The organism is Micromonospora parva, assembly GCF_000718515.1.
Taxonomy (GTDB): Bacteria; Actinomycetota; Actinomycetes; order Mycobacteriales; family Micromonosporaceae; genus Micromonospora; species Micromonospora parva.
In genome coordinates this window covers 222,781-238,852 of the sequence record NZ_JNZS01000009.1, presented here as the reverse complement: position 1 = coordinate 238,852, position 16,072 = coordinate 222,781, and the positions used below count along the sequence as shown (strand labels likewise).

14 protein-coding genes are annotated in these 16,072 nt (G+C 71.0%); 4 read left to right on the top strand and 10 right to left on the bottom strand.

The features are described from left to right. Nucleotides 1-41: 41 nt before the first annotated feature. Together IF22_RS0114000 and IF22_RS0113995 are read right to left on the bottom strand one after the other, a co-directional pair. Nucleotides 42-2,240 carry a (Fe-S)-binding protein gene (locus IF22_RS0114000; protein ID WP_030331998.1) on the bottom strand — a complete coding sequence of 733 codons (2,199 nt, stop codon included), beginning with the start codon at nucleotides 2,238-2,240 and terminating at the stop codon, nucleotides 42-44. 204 nt (nucleotides 2,241-2,444) lie between these two features. Then, on the bottom strand, nucleotides 2,445-2,708 hold the full coding sequence (locus IF22_RS0113995; RefSeq protein ID WP_030331997.1) for a cell division protein CrgA: 264 nt from the start codon (nucleotides 2,706-2,708) through the stop codon (nucleotides 2,445-2,447). A 221-nt stretch (nucleotides 2,709-2,929) separates the two neighbouring features. Here IF22_RS0113995 and IF22_RS0113990 point away from each other — a divergent pair, with 221 nt between their 5' ends. Genes IF22_RS0113990 through IF22_RS0113975 form a run of 4 tightly spaced genes read left to right on the top strand, consistent with a single transcriptional unit; the run spans nucleotide 2,930 to nucleotide 6,249 of the window. Then, nucleotides 2,930-3,730 carry a DUF881 domain-containing protein gene (locus IF22_RS0113990; RefSeq protein ID WP_030331995.1) on the top strand — a complete coding sequence of 267 codons (801 nt, stop codon included), beginning with the start codon at nucleotides 2,930-2,932 and terminating at the stop codon, nucleotides 3,728-3,730. Then, nucleotides 3,727-5,310: a class E sortase gene (locus IF22_RS0113985; RefSeq protein ID WP_030331993.1), complete on the top strand. Its 1,584-nt coding sequence runs from the start codon at nucleotides 3,727-3,729 to the stop codon at nucleotides 5,308-5,310. The genes IF22_RS0113990 and IF22_RS0113985 overlap by 4 nt, the downstream gene beginning before the upstream one ends. A 4-nt stretch (nucleotides 5,311-5,314) precedes the next feature. Continuing rightward, nucleotides 5,315-5,596, top strand: a complete 282-nt coding sequence (locus IF22_RS0113980; RefSeq protein WP_030331991.1) for a hypothetical protein — start codon at nucleotides 5,315-5,317, stop codon at nucleotides 5,594-5,596. A gap of 2 nt (nucleotides 5,597-5,598) precedes the next feature. Continuing rightward, on the top strand, nucleotides 5,599-6,249 hold the full coding sequence (locus tag IF22_RS0113975) for an aminodeoxychorismate/anthranilate synthase component II (RefSeq protein ID WP_030331989.1): 651 nt from the start codon (nucleotides 5,599-5,601) through the stop codon (nucleotides 6,247-6,249). 58 nt (nucleotides 6,250-6,307) lie between these two features. On the opposite strand, the gene IF22_RS0113970 is transcribed toward IF22_RS0113975, so the two are convergent. From IF22_RS0113970 to IF22_RS0113935, 8 genes are read right to left on the bottom strand one after another with little or no spacing between them, the layout of a single operon-like run. Next, nucleotides 6,308-7,003, bottom strand: coding sequence for a SanA/YdcF family protein (locus tag IF22_RS0113970; protein WP_030331987.1), 696 nt, complete (start codon nucleotides 7,001-7,003; stop codon nucleotides 6,308-6,310). Nucleotides 7,004-7,022: 19 nt separating this feature from the next. Continuing rightward, nucleotides 7,023-8,840 carry a Stk1 family PASTA domain-containing Ser/Thr kinase gene (gene pknB / locus IF22_RS0113965; RefSeq protein WP_030331985.1) on the bottom strand — a complete coding sequence of 606 codons (1,818 nt, stop codon included), beginning with the start codon at nucleotides 8,838-8,840 and terminating at the stop codon, nucleotides 7,023-7,025. Next, a complete protein-coding gene (locus tag IF22_RS0113960; RefSeq protein WP_030331982.1) occupies nucleotides 8,837-10,246 on the bottom strand; it encodes a serine/threonine-protein kinase in 1,410 nt (469 codons plus the stop codon). The genes pknB and IF22_RS0113960 overlap by 4 nt, the downstream gene beginning before the upstream one ends. Nucleotide 10,247: 1 nt before the next feature. Next, nucleotides 10,248-11,753 carry a peptidoglycan D,D-transpeptidase FtsI family protein gene (locus tag IF22_RS0113955; RefSeq protein ID WP_030331980.1) on the bottom strand — a complete coding sequence of 502 codons (1,506 nt, stop codon included), beginning with the start codon at nucleotides 11,751-11,753 and terminating at the stop codon, nucleotides 10,248-10,250. Further along, nucleotides 11,750-13,243 (bottom strand): FtsW/RodA/SpoVE family cell cycle protein, encoded by a 1,494-nt coding sequence (locus IF22_RS0113950; protein ID WP_030331978.1) that lies wholly within the window; start codon nucleotides 13,241-13,243, stop codon nucleotides 11,750-11,752. Before IF22_RS0113950 ends, IF22_RS0113955 begins: the two co-directional genes overlap by 4 nt. A gap of 30 nt (nucleotides 13,244-13,273) precedes the next feature. Continuing rightward, nucleotides 13,274-14,749 carry a PP2C family protein-serine/threonine phosphatase gene (locus tag IF22_RS0113945; RefSeq protein WP_030331976.1) on the bottom strand — a complete coding sequence of 492 codons (1,476 nt, stop codon included), beginning with the start codon at nucleotides 14,747-14,749 and terminating at the stop codon, nucleotides 13,274-13,276. Then, nucleotides 14,746-15,231 carry an FHA domain-containing protein FhaB/FipA gene (locus tag IF22_RS0113940; RefSeq protein ID WP_030331975.1) on the bottom strand — a complete coding sequence of 162 codons (486 nt, stop codon included), beginning with the start codon at nucleotides 15,229-15,231 and terminating at the stop codon, nucleotides 14,746-14,748. The genes IF22_RS0113945 and IF22_RS0113940 overlap by 4 nt, the downstream gene beginning before the upstream one ends. A 6-nt stretch (nucleotides 15,232-15,237) precedes the next feature. After that, nucleotides 15,238-16,026 carry an FHA domain-containing protein gene (locus IF22_RS0113935; RefSeq protein WP_007454122.1) on the bottom strand — a complete coding sequence of 263 codons (789 nt, stop codon included), beginning with the start codon at nucleotides 16,024-16,026 and terminating at the stop codon, nucleotides 15,238-15,240. Nucleotides 16,027-16,072 lie beyond the last annotated feature (46 nt).

Sequence of the window (16,072 nt, the reverse complement as noted above, 5' to 3'; positions counted from 1 at the left end):
GGCCACCGCCGTCGATGTTTCAGAACCCGGAGGTACGCGTCTCAGCCGCCGATCGGCGCGGTCTCCTTGCCGCCCTGCGGCTGCTCGGGCTTGACCGAACGGAGCAGCACGCTCGCCACGTCGATCACCTCGACCTGCTCGCCGGCGCCCTTGCCGTTGACCCCGTCGTTCAGCATGGTCGAGCAGAACGGGCAGCCGACGGCGACCGTCTTCGCCCCGGTGGCCATGGCCTCCTCGACCCGGTCCACGTTGATCCGCTTGCCGATCTTCTCTTCCATCCACATCCGGGCGCCGCCGGCACCGCAGCAGAAGGACCGCTCGCTGTTGCGCGGCATCTCGGTCAGGTCACCGGCGATAGCGTCGCCGAGGACCTCGCGGGGGGCCGCGAAGATCCGGTTGTGCCGACCCAGGTAGCAGGGGTCGTGGTAAGTGACTCCGCCGTCGACCGGCTGCACCGGCGTGAGCTTGCCGGTGGCGACCAGGTGGGCCAGCAGCTGGGTGTGGTGGACCACCTCGAACTCGCCACCGAGCTGCCCGTACTCGTTGCCCAGGGTGTTGAAGCAGTGCGGGCAGGTCGCGACGATCTTGCGCTTGGTCTTGTCCCGGCCCTCGAACGCCTCGTTCAGCGTCTCCACGTTCTGCTGGGCCAGCATCTGGAAGACGAACTCGTTGCCGATCCGTCGTGCCGGGTCACCGGAGCAGGTCTCGCCCTCGCCCAGGATCGCGAACTTCACGCCCGCCTCGTTGAGCAGCGTGGCCACCGCGCGCGTGGTCTTCTTGGCCCGGTCCTCGAACGCGCCGGCGCAGCCGACCCAGAACAGGTACTCGAAGTCGTCCACCTCGCCGACCCGGGGCACCTCGAAGTCCAGGCCCTTGGTCCAGTCCTCGCGGGTGTTCTGCGGCGCACCCCACGGGTTGCCCTTGTTCTCCAGGTTGCGCAGCATCACGCCGGCCTCGGAGGGGAAGCTCGACTCGATCAGCACCTGGTAGCGGCGCATGTCGACGATGTGGTCGACGTGCTCGATGTCCACCGGGCACTGCTCGACGCAGGCACCGCAGGTGGTGCAGGACCAGAGCACGTCCGGGTCGATGACCCCGCCCTCCTCGGCGGTGCCGATCAGCGGCTTGTCGGCCTCGGCGAGGGCCAGCACGTCCAGGTGCGCGAGCTGGGCCTGGGTGGCCTTCTCCTCGCCGGTCAGGTCCTTGCCGCCGCCGGCCAGCAGGTAGGGCGCCTTGGCGTACGCGTGGTCGCGGAGGCTCAGCACCAGCAGCTTCGGCGACAGGGGCTTGCCGGTGTTCCAGGCCGGGCACTGCGACTGGCAGCGGCCGCACTCGGTGCAGGTGCTGAAGTCGAGCAGGCCCTTCCAGCTGAACTGCTCGACGTGGGCGACGCCGAACTGGTCCTTCTCCGGGTCCGCCTCCTCGAAGTCGAGCGGCTTGCCCTGGCTCGTCATCGGGCGCAGCGCGCCGAGACCGGAGCCGGCCGGCTTGGCCGGCTCCCGCTTGAAGAAGATGTTGGGGAACGCCAGGAAGCGGTGCCAGGCCACACCCATGGTGACGTTCAGCGAGATGACGATCAGCCAGGTCATCGAGATGGCGATCTTGATGAGCGCGGCGACGCTCGCCCCGTCCGACCAGTCGGGCAGCACCGCGCCGACCGCGTGGCTGACCGGGGTGGCCCAGAGCGGGTACTCGAAGTGGTCGGTGGCGACCTTGAAGCCGCGGATCAGCAGGCCGAAGATCAGGACCAGCAGCACGATCCACTCGACGAAGTAGCCCTGCCACATCGTCGATCCGGTGAACCGGGACCGCCCGCCCGGCCGGGTCGGCCGGTTGCGCAACCGGATCACCATCAGCACCAGGATGCCGATCAGGCCCAGCACGGTGATGATCTCGGTGGCCAGGCCGAAGATCGTCCAGTGCCCGATGATCGGCAGCCCGCCGGTCGGGGTGACCACCTCGAAGTACGCCTCGAGCACCAGCAGCGACAGCACGATGAAGCCGACCATCACGAACCAGTGCGCCGCACCGACCACGCCCCACTTGAGCATTCGGGTGTGGCCGGCGGTCTCCACCAGCATGGTCCTGGTACGGGCGCCCTTGTCGGAGAACCGCTCCGGAGCGGGTTGCCCCAGCCGGATGACGGCCGTCATCTTCATGACCGCGCGTACCGCAAGCCACACCGCCACGGCGGTGATGGCGGCCGCGAGGATCGTGGTGACGATCTGGACGCTGCCCATCGAGTTGGCCTCCCCGGTCTGCTGCCTGATGACCTCGCTCTGCTCGGTCATGCACTGCAGCCTACGCGAAGGTTACCCAGCGGTAACGTGAGTCATCTCGCAGTAGGCCACGCTGCCTGCGCACACCATAGGGGGCCCCGCCCGATCCTGCCGGGCAGGGGCTCGACGGGTGACGTGAGACCGCCGATGCGACGGCCGGTCAGATCAACGCCAGCGGGAGAGCAAGGCCAGCGAAGCGACCATCGCGCCGAAGCCGACGGCGAGGTTCCAGTAACCCCACGCCATGACCGGGTACTCCTGCTCGGACAGGTAGTAGAGCACCAGCCAGCCGATCCCGACGACGATCAAGGCGACCGCGGTGACCGGCAACCACACCGGGCTAGGCTTGCGCGACGACGCCGTCGTCGTCGGACGGACGTCCGTCGGCGGGGTGTACACCTTCTTCTTACGGACCTGAGACTTGGGCACGGCGCTCTCCAGAGGGGTGACGACCTCGTCCGGCCTGACAACCGGGCGCGGGGGCGACGGTCCATGGCCAATAATGTTCGAGAGCTAGCGTAGTCCCGATTGGCCGCCTGGACCACGAATGGGGTCAGGCCGGTGCACGGAGTGACCGAAAGAGGCGGGACTGTTCGCATCGCCGGCCCGGCCGGCACGGACCGATCCCCGACACGCGGAAGGAACGCTCGGTGGAGTACACATCCGGCGCAACCTCCTGGCAGAAGGTCCTCCGACGGGCCGTTGCCGGGCTGCTGCCCCGGCGACCGCGTCAGCGCCGTCCGGGCTGGTCGATCGGGGTGCCCCTGATCGCGGCGGCGGCCGGGTTGCTGTTCACCACCACCGCCACCACCGCCGGCGGCACCGCTCTCCGGGAGGACCGGCGGCCCCAGCTCAATCAGCTCATCGAGGACCGCCGCGAACAGGTGGCAGCCAGCGAGCGCCGCGCCGCCGAGCTGCGCGGCGAGGTCGAGCAGCGGACCAACACGCTGGCCGGCTCCGACGCCCCGATCAAGGAGCAGCAGAACCGCGCCCAGGGCAGCCTCCAGAACGCCGGGTTCACCGCCCTGACGGGCCCCGGGGTCACCGTCGAGCTGAACGACGCGCCGCAGATCGACCAGACCCAGTCGGACGCCAGCAACGACGACCTGGTGGTGCATCAGGGAGACGTACAGGCGGTGGTCAACGCGCTGTGGGCCGGCGGAGCCGAGGCCATGTCAATCATGAACGTCCGCGTGCTCACCACCAGCGCGGTACGCTGCGTCGGTAACACCCTGCTACTTCATGGCCGGGTGTACTCCCCACCGTTCAAGATCGTAGCAATCGGCGATCCCGCTGCCCTCCAGCAGGCCCTCGCCAGCTCTCAGGGAGTCCGGTTGTTCAAGGACGCGGTCGACGACTACCAGCTCGGCTACACGGAGACAGCCTCCACGGTGCGAGTCCCCGCATTCGAGGACTCCACCGCCCTGCGCTCGGCTACGGTGCCCAGATGAGCGGGCCGGACGAGCGTCGCGACGGGCGACACCGGGACCAGACCGACGAGCCGACCGCCTTCCTGCCCCCGTTGGATCGGCCCAGGTCGGCAGCCGACCGGCCGGCCCCGGCCGGCAACTGGCCCGAGCCGGTGCTGCACCCTCCGCGAGCCGGGCAACCGACGCGACCGAACGCCGACCGACCTGAGCCGAACGAGACCCCGGGCCGACCGGGTGTCGAAGCCCCACCGCCCTGGCCGGGCACCGCGGCTCCCGGGCTGGGCCCGCACGGCAACGCCGGGGCTCCCCCCGCGACCACCCCCGGCCGGCCGGCCACCGGCAACCAGGGCCCGGTTCGGCCCGCTGCCCCCGGCAACGCACCGACCCGACCGGCCGCGCCCAGCGCGATGCCGACCCGCCCGACGACCTCCGGCCCGCCCAGCCGGCCGGCCTCCTCCGGCCCCTCGACCCCGCCGCTGGCCGACTCACCGACCGCGCCGATTCCGCAGGTCACCGCCCGGCCCGCACGACCCACCGGCCCTCCGACCACCCCGGCTGGCCCGGCCATGCCTGTGTCACCGGCCGCCCCTGGTCGCGCGGCAGCGGCCCGGCCGGAAGGCGTCGCGCCGTCGACCGGGCCCGGCCGGGTCCCGCCGAGCGCTGGCGGTGACCGGGGCGCGGATCCGGCCGCCACCGCGCTGATTCCGGCCGTGCCCGCAACACCCGCCACCAGGCCGCCGACCATGGACTCGACCGCGCTGATGGGTGCCGTTCCGCGCACCTCGGTCCCCGCCGAGCCGACCGGCGGCAACCCCGCCGACCCTCCCCAGCCGCGGCGGGGCGAGCGGGTGGTCCAACTCCGGCCGCACCAGACCGGCGAGGGCTACAAGAGCGTCTACTCCGAGCTCACCCGACCGTCGTTCGGCTCCCGGCTGCGCACCGGTATCCGCGTCACCGGCGAAGTCCTGATCACCTTCGGCCTGGTGGTGCTGCTCTTCGCCGGGTACGAGGTCTGGGGCAAGTCGGCCATCGTCGACGCCCACCAGAACGACCTCAACAACGAGTTGGCCCAGGCGTGGGGCCCGACCGACGACCCGACTGTCGCCCCGTCGGCGGCCGGCCCGAGCGTGAAACCGTCACCTCCGGTACGCGGCAAGCCGCTCGCGGGCCTCTACATCCCCAAGCTCGACAAGAACTGGGTGGTGGTCGAGGGCGTCACCCAGGCCGACATCCGCTACGCCCCGGGCCACTACCCGGCCAGCGCGCTCCCCGGCCAGGTGGGCAACTTCTCCGTCGCCGGCCACCGCAACCGGGCCACCTTCTGGCGGCTGGACGAGCTCAGCGAAGGCGACGCGATAGTGGTCGAGAGCAAGACCGACTGGTACGTCTACCGGGTGTCGCAGTCGCGGATCGTCAAGCCGACGCAGGTGGAAGTGGTGGCACCGGTGCCCGGCGAGCCAAACAAGAAGGCGACCAAGCGGATGCTGACCCTCACCACGTGCAACCCGAAGTTCGACAACTACCAGCGTCTGATCATCCACGCCGAGCTGGACCGTACCCAACCCAAGTCGGCGGGCCGCCCGGCGGAGCTGGGAGGCTGACCCGATGTACGCGTTCATCTGGCGCAAGCTCCCCTTCGGCCTGGTCGGAAAGCTGACCGGCTCGGTGCTGCTGGTGGCCGCCACCGTCGCGCTGCTCTGGTATGTCGCCTTCCCGTGGGCCGAGCCCCTGCTGCCCTTCGACGACGTGCAGGTCGAGTCCGGCGTTCCCGCCGAGACCGGTGGCGGCGGCGACCCGGTGACCGGGGAGACCCCGGCCGGGGAAGATCACGAGCTGCCGTACGACACCGACCAGAACAACCCAGCGCCGTCCTCCCCAAGCAGGTGACCATGCGCGTCCTCGTGATCGACAACTACGACTCGTTCGTCTTCAACCTGGTGCAGTATCTGGGCCAGCTCGGCGTCGACTGCGAGGTCCGCCGCAACGACGAGATCGACGTCGCCGAGGTGGGCAGGGTGGGCGCCGCCGGCGTCCTGCTCTCACCCGGGCCGGGCAGCCCCGACCGGGCCGGCATCTGCCTGGACGTCATCCGGACGTACGCCGGCGAGCTGCCGATCTTCGGTGTCTGCCTCGGTCACCAGGCGATCGGCGAGGCGTTCGGGGCGACCGTCACCCGGGCCCCCGAGCTGCTGCACGGCAAGACCTCCGAGGTGCGACACCATTCGGTCGGCGTCCTCGCCGGTCTGCCCGACCCGTTCACCGCCACCCGGTACCACTCCCTCGCCGTTCTGCCCGAAACGCTCCCGGACGAGCTTGAGGTCACCGGCTGGACCGGCTCCGGTGTGGTGATGGCGATGCGGCACCGAACGCTGCCCATCGAGGGCGTCCAGTTCCACCCGGAGTCGGTGCTCACCGAGGGCGGCCACCTCATGCTGGCCAACTGGCTGGCCAGTTGTGGTCACGCGGAGGCGCTGGAGCGCGCGCCCGCGCTCGCCGCCGAGGTCGACACCCGCCGCCGCGCCGCGTTCGCCACGACCTGAGGCCGAACCGTTCCGGTCGTCATCCGGTCAGGTGGCGGGAGCACCCACGCCGGCCGGGTCAGTTCCGCAGCGCGTTCTGGACCGCCGGATCCGCCGGCGAGCGGACCGCGGGCGGACGGCTCCGAACGGCGTCCCACGCCGCCTTGCCACTGGCGAAGTAGTCCCGGACCGACTTCTCGGCGAGCAGTGCGGTGCCGCAACCGTCGCAGCGGGCGGTCACCCCGTCGACGTCGAGGCCGAGATGGCGGCACAGCGTCACCGCCCGGGACAGGTGGTACGACTGGGTGACGATCAGGGCCTTCTCGACGCCGTACACCTCGCGCGCTCTCGCGCAGGTGTCGTAGGTGTCCAGGCCGAACGGGTCGGCCACCACCCGACGCCTGTCCACACCGCGCTCGGAGAGATACGTCGTCATCACCGCCGGCTCGTCACCTGACGCGCCACCGCCGTCGCCCGACACGAGAACGACAGTGGCCCGCCCGCTGGTCACCAGCTCGGCGGCGGTGTCCAGGCGACCGGCGAGACGGTCCCCGGGCCGCTGTCGGTCGGCGGCCACCTCGGTACCGAGCACGATCACCACGTCGGCGGTCGGCGCGTCGGCGGCAGCGTACACGTGGCCGCGGGCGGCGAGCGTCGTCCACAGCCACGGGGAACTGGCGAGCACCAGCACGACAAGGCCCGCGAGTGCCAGCCAACGGAGGCGTCGGGGCCACCGCCGCACCGGCTTGACCGGGGACGATCCCGCCTCGGTCATGTCGGTGCCCACTGGTGGCTCAGTCCTGCGGCCGGCTCGGCGGGGGTGGGAACGGCAGACCGATGCCGCCCCCGTTGCCGGGAGTGGTCGGCGTGGTCGTCGGAGTGGCCGTCGGCGTGTTCGTCGGTGTCGGGTCGGTCTCCGGCTCCGGCTGACTCACCTTGATGGTCACCTTCGTGCCGGTGGGCTTCTTCTCCTTGCCGTTCGGGCTCTGGTCGGTGACCTTCCCCGCTTCGGCGGCGGGCACCTCCGGCCCGTTCTGCACGACCACAGTGAAGCCGTCGTTGCGGAGGACGCGGGTGGCCTCCTCCTGGCTCAACCCGACGACGTCCGGCACCCCGCGGACGTTGCCCTTCGAGACCGTGAGCTTGATCTTCGTGCCCTCGGGGACGCTCTCGCCCGAGGGCGGGTCGACGTCGAGAACCTCGTCCTCGCTCGCCTCGGCGTCCACCGTCTTGACCTCGTACTTGAGCTTCGCCTCGGTGAGCCGGTCGATGGCGCTCTCCCGCTTGCTGCCCTTGAGCCCGGCCGGAACGCGGACCTCGGGAACGCCGCCACAGACCTGAATGGTGACAGTGCCGTTCTGCTCCAGCCGGCTCGTCGGTGCCGGATCCTGGTTGACGACGTTGCCCTTGGTGCAGTCGCTGGCCAGCACCGGATCACCCACCTTCGGGGAGAACCCGGCGTTACGAATCTCGTCGATCGCGACAGCCTGGCTCTTGCCGGTGAGGGTGGGCACCGCCTTCAGGTCCTTGCCCTGCTGCATGTTCCAGAGCAGGGCGGCGACCAGGGCGATCACCGCCAGCACGCCGACCGCGCTGAACATCGCGATCAGCCAGGAGGACGCCTTGCGCTGACGCGGGTCTCCCACCCGGGCGGGGATCTGCCCGGTCTGCGGCCCGCGGCCGGAAGCCGGGTAGCCGCCCCCACCGCCGGCCGGGGCCATCGCCACCGTCTCCGCCTCGCGCAGCACCGGGGTGGCCAGCACGGGCCGGCCGGCGGCGGCGCGAAGCAGGTCCGCCCGCATCTCGCCGGCACTCTGGTAGCGGTTGAGCGGGTTCTTCGACAACGCCTTGAGCACGATCGCGTCGACGGCCGGCGTGACGTCCGGGTTGATGTCGCTGGGCGTCGGCGGCGTCTCCCGTACGTGCTGGTAGGCGACGCTGACCGGGCTGTCCCCGACGAACGGGGGATGGCCGCAGACCAGCTCGAACAGCACGCAGCCGGCCGCGTACACGTCGGAGCGCGCGTCGACGGCCTCGCCGCGGGCCTGCTCCGGGGACAGGTACTGGGCCGTGCCGATCACCGCGCTGGTCTGCGTCATGGTGGTCGCGCCGCTGGCCAGTGCACGGGCGATGCCGAAGTCCATCACCTTGACCTGGCCGGTCTGGGTGAGCATCACGTTGCCGGGCTTGATGTCCCGGTGGATGATGCCGTGCCGGTGGCTGAACTCCAGCGCCGCGCACATGTCGGCGCAGATCTCCAGCGCCCGGCGCGGCTGCAGCCGGCCCTCGGCGCCGAGGACCTCCTTCAAGGTCCGCCCGTTGACGAACTCCATGACGATGAACGGCAGCGTCTCGCCGGTCGGCGCGGTCTCCTCGCCGGTGTCGTAGACCGCCACGATCGCCGGGTGGTTGAGTGAGGCGGCGTTCTGCGCCTCCCGACGGAACCGCATCTGGAACGTCGCGTCCCGGGCGAGGTCGGTGCGGAGCATCTTGATCGCGACGTCCCGACCGAGCCGAAGGTCGCGACCGCGGTGCACCTCGGCCATACCGCCATAGCCGAGCAGCTCGCCGACCTGGTACCTGCCACCGAGCAGGCGGGCCTGCGCTGTCATCGCGTCTGTCGTCCTTCGCTCGTCGTCGTCCCGCCGTCGCCCGGCTGGAGTCGTACCTCCCGACGGTACGACGTCCGGGTCGGATCGTCGCCTTCGTCGAGTCGTAGCGCGCCGGACGCCACGGTGTGCGGCGCCAGCCCGGCCGATGCACCGGCCTGCGACTGCTTCCGTAGGTTGTAGGAAATCACGCCCGAGCAGAGCAGGACCAGCACGGCGAGCAGGATGGCGAGGAGCACCATCCCGGGGCGGGACCGCTGCGGCTGGGGTGACGGCACTGCCGGGCCGGCCTGTCGGACGTACGCCGGCGGGTGTTCCTGTCGGGGTGGCCCGGCGGGCACGGCAGCGGCACCGCGCGGGTAGCCGTTCGGTGCGCCCTGCGGCCGGGCTGGCTGAACGGCCGGCGCGACGGCGGTGGGGCGTGGCTGTTGGGCGGGCGCGATCGCTGTCGGCCTGGGCCCGCCCACCGGCGGGCGGGCAGCCGGCGGACGCATCTGATGCGCCTGCGGCACCTGGGCCCGGCCGGGCGCGGCGGGCGAGGCGGGCGCGCCCGAGACCGGCCCGGAGTTACCGGCCGCCCGGGCCTGCTGGGACAGCGCGGCCTTGAGCTGACGGGCGACCCCGGCGAGGGCGGCGGCGCTCGGCCAGCGGGCGGCCGGGTCCTTGGCCAACGCCCGTTCCACCAGGGCGCGCACCTGCGGAGGGATGTCGGACGGCAGCGGCCGGGGCGTCTCCCGGACGTGCCGCATCGCGATGTCGAGGGGATTGTCGCCCTCGAACGGCCGCCGACCGGCCAGGCACTGGTAGGCGACCACGCCGAGGGCGTACACGTCGGAAGCGGGGGTGGCCACGCCGCCGGTGGCCTGCTCCGGCGAGATGTACGAGGCGGTGCCGAGCACCGAACCGGCGGCGGTGAGCTGGCCGACCATGTCGGAGCGGGCGATGCCGAAGTCGGTCAGCACCAGCGTGCCGTTCGGCCGGACCAGCAGGTTGCCCGGCTTCACGTCGCGGTGCACGATGCCCTTTTCGTGCGCGGCGTGCAGCGCGTCGGCGGCCTGCGCGACGAGGGCCATCGTCCGGGCGGGAGTGAGCCGGCCGACCCGGCTCAACGTCGACGACAGGGCGTCACCGTCGACGTACTCCATGACCAGGAAGGCGATCTGCTGGTCGTTGCCGAAGTCGTAGACGTCCACCACGCCGGGATGGTTGATGGTGGCCATGGTGCGGGCCTCGCCGCGGAACCGCTCGCCGAAGTCCGGGTCGTCGAGTAGCGCGGGCAGCAGGCTCTTCACCGCGACCGTCCGGCCGAGCACCTGGTCGGTGCCGCGCCAGACGTCGCCCATGCCGCCGCTGGCGATCCGCTCGTCGAGACGGTAGCGGTTGCCGAGCTGCACGCCGGGGCTGAGCATGTCAGCGACCCCCCGGGTCGGTGATGGCGGCCCGCATGATCTGACCGGCGATCCGGGCGGCCTCGCCGCTACCACCCGGACCGGCCTGCTCCAACATCACGCAGACCGCGGACACCGGGTTGCCGTTCTTGTCCATCGCGAAGCCGATGAACCAGCCGTGGTCCGGTCGATCCGGGGCGGACTGGGCGGTGCCGGTCTTGCCGCCGACCGTGTAGCCGCCGATCGCGGCACTCTTGCCGGTGCCGTTCCGGACCACGCTGACCATCATCTCGCGCAGGTCGGTGGCGACCTGGGAACTGACCGGCTGGCGCAGCTCCCGCGGCTTGGCGGTGTAGTAGCTGGTGGTCCGGTCCGGTGCGAGCCACTGCCGGACCAGGTACGGCCGCATCTGGCTGCCGTTGTTCGCGATCGACGCAGCGATCATGGCGCCTTCGAGCGGGGTCATCCGGACGTTGTTCTGGCCGATCGAGGACTGGGCCAGTGCGGCCTGGTCGGTGCTGCCGTCCGGGTTCTGGATGTCCCCGGTCCGGCTGGCCGCCGTGGGCAGGCCGCCCTCACCCAGGTGGCCGACGGTCAGGTCCTCCTGCTCGAAGCCGAACTGCCGGGCCTTCTCTTTGACAGTGTCAGCGCCGAGCCGCACGCCGAGCTGGGCGAACCCGGTGTTGCACGAGTAGGTGACCGCGTCCAGCAGGCTTACCTGCCGTCCCGGGCAGATCGACGGATCGGCGTTGCGGATGGGCGTGCCCGACGTGGGCGCGGTGTAACTGGAACCGGCCGGGATCTGGGTCGTCGGCGTGACGCCGTTCTCCAGAGCCGCCGCGGCGACCACGATCTTGAAGGTGGAGCCCGGCGGCAGCGTCTCGGCGAGCGCGCGGTTCTTCAACGGCTCCGTCGGGTCCTTCTCCAGCTTGTTGAACGCCGCGGCCGCCTCGTTGCTGTCGTGGCTGGCCAGCGGGTTCGGGTCGAAGCTCGGCATGGAGACCAGCGCCTGCACCGCCCCGGTACGCGGGTCGATGGCGATCGCCGCGCCGCGCTTCGCGCCCACCCTGTTGTCACCCAGCTGGTCGTACGCCACGTCCTGGGCCTTCTTGGAGAGCGAGAGCAGCACGTTGCCGCCGCCGGTGTCGTCCCCGGTGAACATGTCCTTCAACCGGTCACCGATCAGCTGGTCGCTGGTGCCGGCCAGGAAGTCGTTCTCCGACCGCTCGATGCCCTGGTCGGCGAGGTTGACCGGCTTGTAGCCGAGCACGTGGGCGTACTTGGCGCCGCCCGGGTAGGTGCGCAGAAACTTCAGGTTGCCGGTGGTCTCCTTGCTGGTGGCAAGGGCTGTGCCGCCGGCCTCGATGTTGCCGCGCTTGCGGTCGTACTCGGCGACCTGGACCCGACGGTTGTAGTCGCTGGTGCGGTATTCATCCGCCTTGTAGGCCTGAATCCAGTTGAGGTTGGCGAAGAGCAGACCGAACAGGACCATGACGACGACGCCGACGCGGCGCAGGGGTGCGTTCACGGCTTGATCACCTCCGTGGGAGCACCGTGCAGCTGCTCCGGCGGGCTGCCGCTGGGACGGACGGCCTTGCCGCCGCCTCCTCCGGTCACCGGACGGCGGGCGCCGTCGGAGACCCGCAGCAGCACCGCGATGAGCAGCCAGTTGGCCATCAGCGACGACCCGCCTGCGGACAGGAACGGGGTGGTCTGACCGGTCAGCGGGATGAGCTTGCTGATCCCGCCGACGATCACGAAGACCTGGAGGCCGAGGGTGAACGCCAGACCACCGGCGAGCAGCTTGCCGAACGAGTCCCGGACGGCGAGCGCGGCACGCAGCCCACGCTCCACGATCAGCAGGTAGACCACCAGCAGCGCGGAGAGACCGAAGAGGCCGATCTCCTCACCGATGCCGGCGAAGATGAAGTCGTTCTGCACCTCGGGCAGGATCTCCGGCTGACCGCCGCCCGGACCGGCACCGAAGAGCCCGCCCGTGCCGAGGGCGAGCAGTCCCTGCACAAGCTGGTAGCCCTTGTCGGTCGGGTCGGCGAACGGGTCCAGCCAGATCTCCGCCCGCAGGTAGAAGTTGGCGAACGGCCCGCCCACCGTCGAGCCGAGGACGTAGGCGAGGTACGCGCCGCCGAAGAAGAGAACCAGGCCGATCAGCAGCCAGCTGACCCGTTCGGTGGCGATGTAGAGCGTCACCACGAACATGCCGAAGTAGAGCAGCGAGGTGCCCAGGTCCTTCTCGAAGACCAGCACCAGGACGCTGATCAGCCAGACGCCGACCACCGGGCCGAGGTCACGGCCACGGGGGAAGTCGATGCCGAGGAAGCGCCGGCTGGCCAGCGACAGCACCTCACGCTTGCGCACCAGGTAGTAGGCGAAGAAGACCAGCAGCGCCAGCTTGGCGAACTCACCCGGCTGGATGGAGAAGCTGCCCACCCGGATCCACAGCTTCGCGCCGTTGATCTCGGAGATGCTCGACGGCAGTACCGCCGGGATCATCACCAGCACGATACCGGCCAACCCCAGGGTGTACGCGTACCGCGAGATCGACCGGTGGTCACGCATGATGGCGAGCAGTCCGGCGGCGAGGATCACCGCACCGAGCGTCCAGGCCAGCTGGCGCCCGCCCTGCCCGGCGAAGACGGCCAGGTTCTCGCGCTCGGCCACCGGAGCGTCGCCCAGGTCGATCCGGCGCAGGAAGCCCACCCCGAGCCCGTTGAGCAGGGCCACCGCCGGCAGCAGGGCCGGGTCGGCGAACGGGGCGAGGAACCGGATGACCAGGTGCAGGCCGAGGAAGACCGCGCCGAGCGCGGCGGCCGGCATCCAGAAGTCCGAGGTGACCGTGTCCAGCAGGTTCGCTTCGACGGTCGCCCCGTACGCGGCCACCAGCACCATCGCGAGCAGCAGCAGGGACAGCTCGGCGTTGCGGCGCGACCGCGCCAGGCGTACGCCGGATTGCTCGCCCGCGGTGGCGGGCGAGGGTGCCGGTGTGGCCGCTACGGTCACGGGTGGAGTCCTCGGTATCTCAGCCGACGCTCACTCAGGAGACCGGCAACTGGCCGGGTCGAGCGCCGGCGTGGCCGAGTCTGAGGGCGTGACGTCGGGTGTGGTGGTCGCGCCGGCCTCCCCGAGAGCGGTGGTGGCACCGGCGGTCGGGGTTGCGCTGACAACCCCGTTGGGGGTCGACGAGGCGTTGACGCTCGGGCTGCCGTTCGGGGTCGGCGTCAAACCGATCGGCGTCGGCGTGGGCGTGGGCGTGTTGGCCCCGGCGGCGGTCGGGTCGAGTGGGCAGAGCGGCTTCAGGTTGGGGTTGCTGGGGGTGTCGCTGGTCAGCTCGGCGAGCTGACGCTCGGCGTCCGGCTCGCTCTTGGCCCGGATGCCGACCTTGACGGTGTCCTGCGCGGCGACAGTGAGGTCGTCCAGCCGGGTGCCGCTGCGGCGGTGCACGCTGGACAGGTCCATCCCGGCGATCTGACCCTGGACCCCACGGAAGACGGCGACCTGCCCCTCTTCGGTGGCTCCCACGTAGTACTGCCGCTGGGTGTACGTCCAGCCGCCGAACGCCGCCCCGCCGACGATCACCAGCACGGCCAGCGCCATGGCGGCGGTCCGCACCGGGCGTCGTTTCGGCCGGTCCGGTTCGTCGTCGGCGGCCGCCGGCTCCTCGGGCGCGGCCGGGCGCGGCGCGGAGAGCGCCGAGGCTCGGGCGGCCGGGGTCGAGTCGTCGGCGGAGGTCGCCATGCCCCGGTCCCGGGCGGCGGCACCGCCGACGATCGGGGTCGCCTCGACGATGTCCTGGTCGGTGGCGTCGGCGATGATCACCGTGATGTTGTCCGGCCCGCCGCCGCGCAGCGCGAGCTGCACCAGCCGCTCGACACACTGCTGCGGGTCGGCGTACTCCCGCATGGTCTCGCCGATGGTTTCGGCGCTGACCACACCCGAGAGGCCGTCGCTGCAGATCAGGTACCGGTCGCCGGGCATGACCTGGCGGACCGAGTATTCCGGGTCGATGTCCCGACCGTCGAGGGCGCGGGTGAGCAGCGACCGCTGCGGGTGGCTGCTCGCCTCCTCGGCGCTGATCCGGCCTTCGTCGACGAGCATCTGGACGTACGTGTCGTCCTTGGTGATCTGCGCGAACTCGCCGTTGCGCAGCAGATAGGCCCGCGAGTCACCGATGTGGACCATTCCCAGCTTGCTGCCGGTGAAGAGGGTCGCCGTCAGCGTGGTGCCCATCCCCTCCAACTGCGGGTTGGCGTCCACCGTGTCGCGGAGTTGTTGGTTGGCGGTGCCCACGGCCGAACGCAACGCATCGACGAGGGCGTCCCCCGGGACGTCCTCGTCGAGCGGCGCCATGGCACCGATGACGATGTTGCTGGCGACGTCACCGGCGGCCATACCGCCCATGCCGTCGGCAACGGCGAGTAACCGCGGCCCGGCGTAGACGGAGTCTTGATTGCCGTCTCGGATCAGACCGCGGTCGCTGTGGGCCGCATAGCGCAGGGTCAGAGTCATGGCCGTAATTCGAGGGAAGTGCGGCCGATCCGGATCGGCACGCCGAGGGGGACGGGGGTTGGTCCGGAGACCTTAGCGCGATCGAGGTACGTGCCGTTAGTCGAGCCGAGGTCCTCGACGTACCACTGCCCGTCACGCGGCACGAGCCGGGCGTGTCGCGCGGAGGCGTAGTCGTCGGTGATGACCAGGGTGGAGTCCTCGGCTCGACCGATGGTGATCTGAGCTTCACCGAGAGTGATCCTGGTGCCGGCCAGCTGGCCGGCTGTCACCACCAACTGGTGCGCCGCCCTACCCCGCTTCACCTTCGCTGGCTTGGCCGCCTGCCCCGTCGAGGCGCCCACCGCGCGTGGCGCGGCCACCAGGCGACCGGACCGGGCGCCCGCGAAGAGGTCCCGGCGGATCACGCCGACCACCGTGAACACGAAGATCCACAGCAGGATCAGGAACCCGAACCGGGCAACGGTGATGACCAGTTCCGGCAAGGCGGCTCAGCCGTCCACGCGGAAGGTCAGCGTCGTCGTACCGAGCTGGACCATGTCACCGGGGTTGAGCGCGACGGCGGAGACCCGCTGCCCGTTCACCATGGTGCCGTTGGTCGAACCCAGGTCGGTCAGCACGACCTGGCCCCCGTCGAAATCCAGCCGGGCGTGTCGCCGGGAGATGCCCACGTCGGGCAGCCGCAGGTTGGCCTGGTCGCCACGACCGATCACCGTCGACCCCATCTGGAGGGGATAGGTGCGACCGTCGCCGGAGACCAGCCGCACGTTGCGACCGCCGCCGTGCCCGGGCGGCGGACCGTAGCCACCGCCCTGGTCGTACGCGGGGTAGGCGGGCGGGCCGGCGTCGTAGCCGGGTGCCGACACCGGGGCGACCTCGCCGCCGGTGTAGACCTCGGCCGTGACCCGGAACATGCCCGTGTCGAGGCCCTCACCTCGCTCGATCTCGACGATCACGTCGCCGTAGACCGTCCACGCCTGCTCGCCGATGAACTCCGCCTGCGACTGGGCCAACTCCTGGGCCAGCGCGGCGGCGTACGGCGCCAGCCGACTATGGTCGAACGGCGAGAGATCGATCACGTAGCGGTTGGGCACCAACGTGCGCCCACCGGCCAGGATCGCCTTGTGCGCCTCGGCCTCCCGCTGCATGGCGTTGAGGATCTCCACGGGGTGGACCACCCCTTTGAAGACCTTGGCGAAGGCCCCTTCGACCAGGCCTTCCAGACGCTTCTCGAAGCGTTGCAGCACGCTCACCGGCTCCTCCTCGGGTCCCGAGGACATGATGGTATCCGGCCGGCGCGCGCGCAGCTCACACGCCGCTCGGCCG

Coding starts and splice junctions, on each gene's coding strand:
- IF22_RS0113975 (WP_030331989.1), top strand. CDS start 5,599: ATGCGCGTCCTCGTGATCGACAACTACGACTCGTTCGTCTTCAACCTG.
- IF22_RS0113985 (WP_030331993.1), top strand. CDS start 3,727: ATGAGCGGGCCGGACGAGCGTCGCGACGGGCGACACCGGGACCAGACC.
- IF22_RS0113970 (WP_030331987.1), bottom strand. CDS start 7,003: ATGACCGAGGCGGGATCGTCCCCGGTCAAGCCGGTGCGGCGGTGGCCC.
- pknB (WP_030331985.1), bottom strand. CDS start 8,840: ATGACAGCGCAGGCCCGCCTGCTCGGTGGCAGGTACCAGGTCGGCGAG.
- IF22_RS0113935 (WP_007454122.1), bottom strand. CDS start 16,026: ATGTCCTCGGGACCCGAGGAGGAGCCGGTGAGCGTGCTGCAACGCTTC.
- IF22_RS0113980 (WP_030331991.1), top strand. CDS start 5,315: ATGTACGCGTTCATCTGGCGCAAGCTCCCCTTCGGCCTGGTCGGAAAG.
- IF22_RS0113945 (WP_030331976.1), bottom strand. CDS start 14,749: ATGACTCTGACCCTGCGCTATGCGGCCCACAGCGACCGCGGTCTGATC.
- IF22_RS0114000 (WP_030331998.1), bottom strand. CDS start 2,240: ATGGGCAGCGTCCAGATCGTCACCACGATCCTCGCGGCCGCCATCACC.
- IF22_RS0113960 (WP_030331982.1), bottom strand. CDS start 10,246: ATGCTCAGCCCCGGCGTGCAGCTCGGCAACCGCTACCGTCTCGACGAG.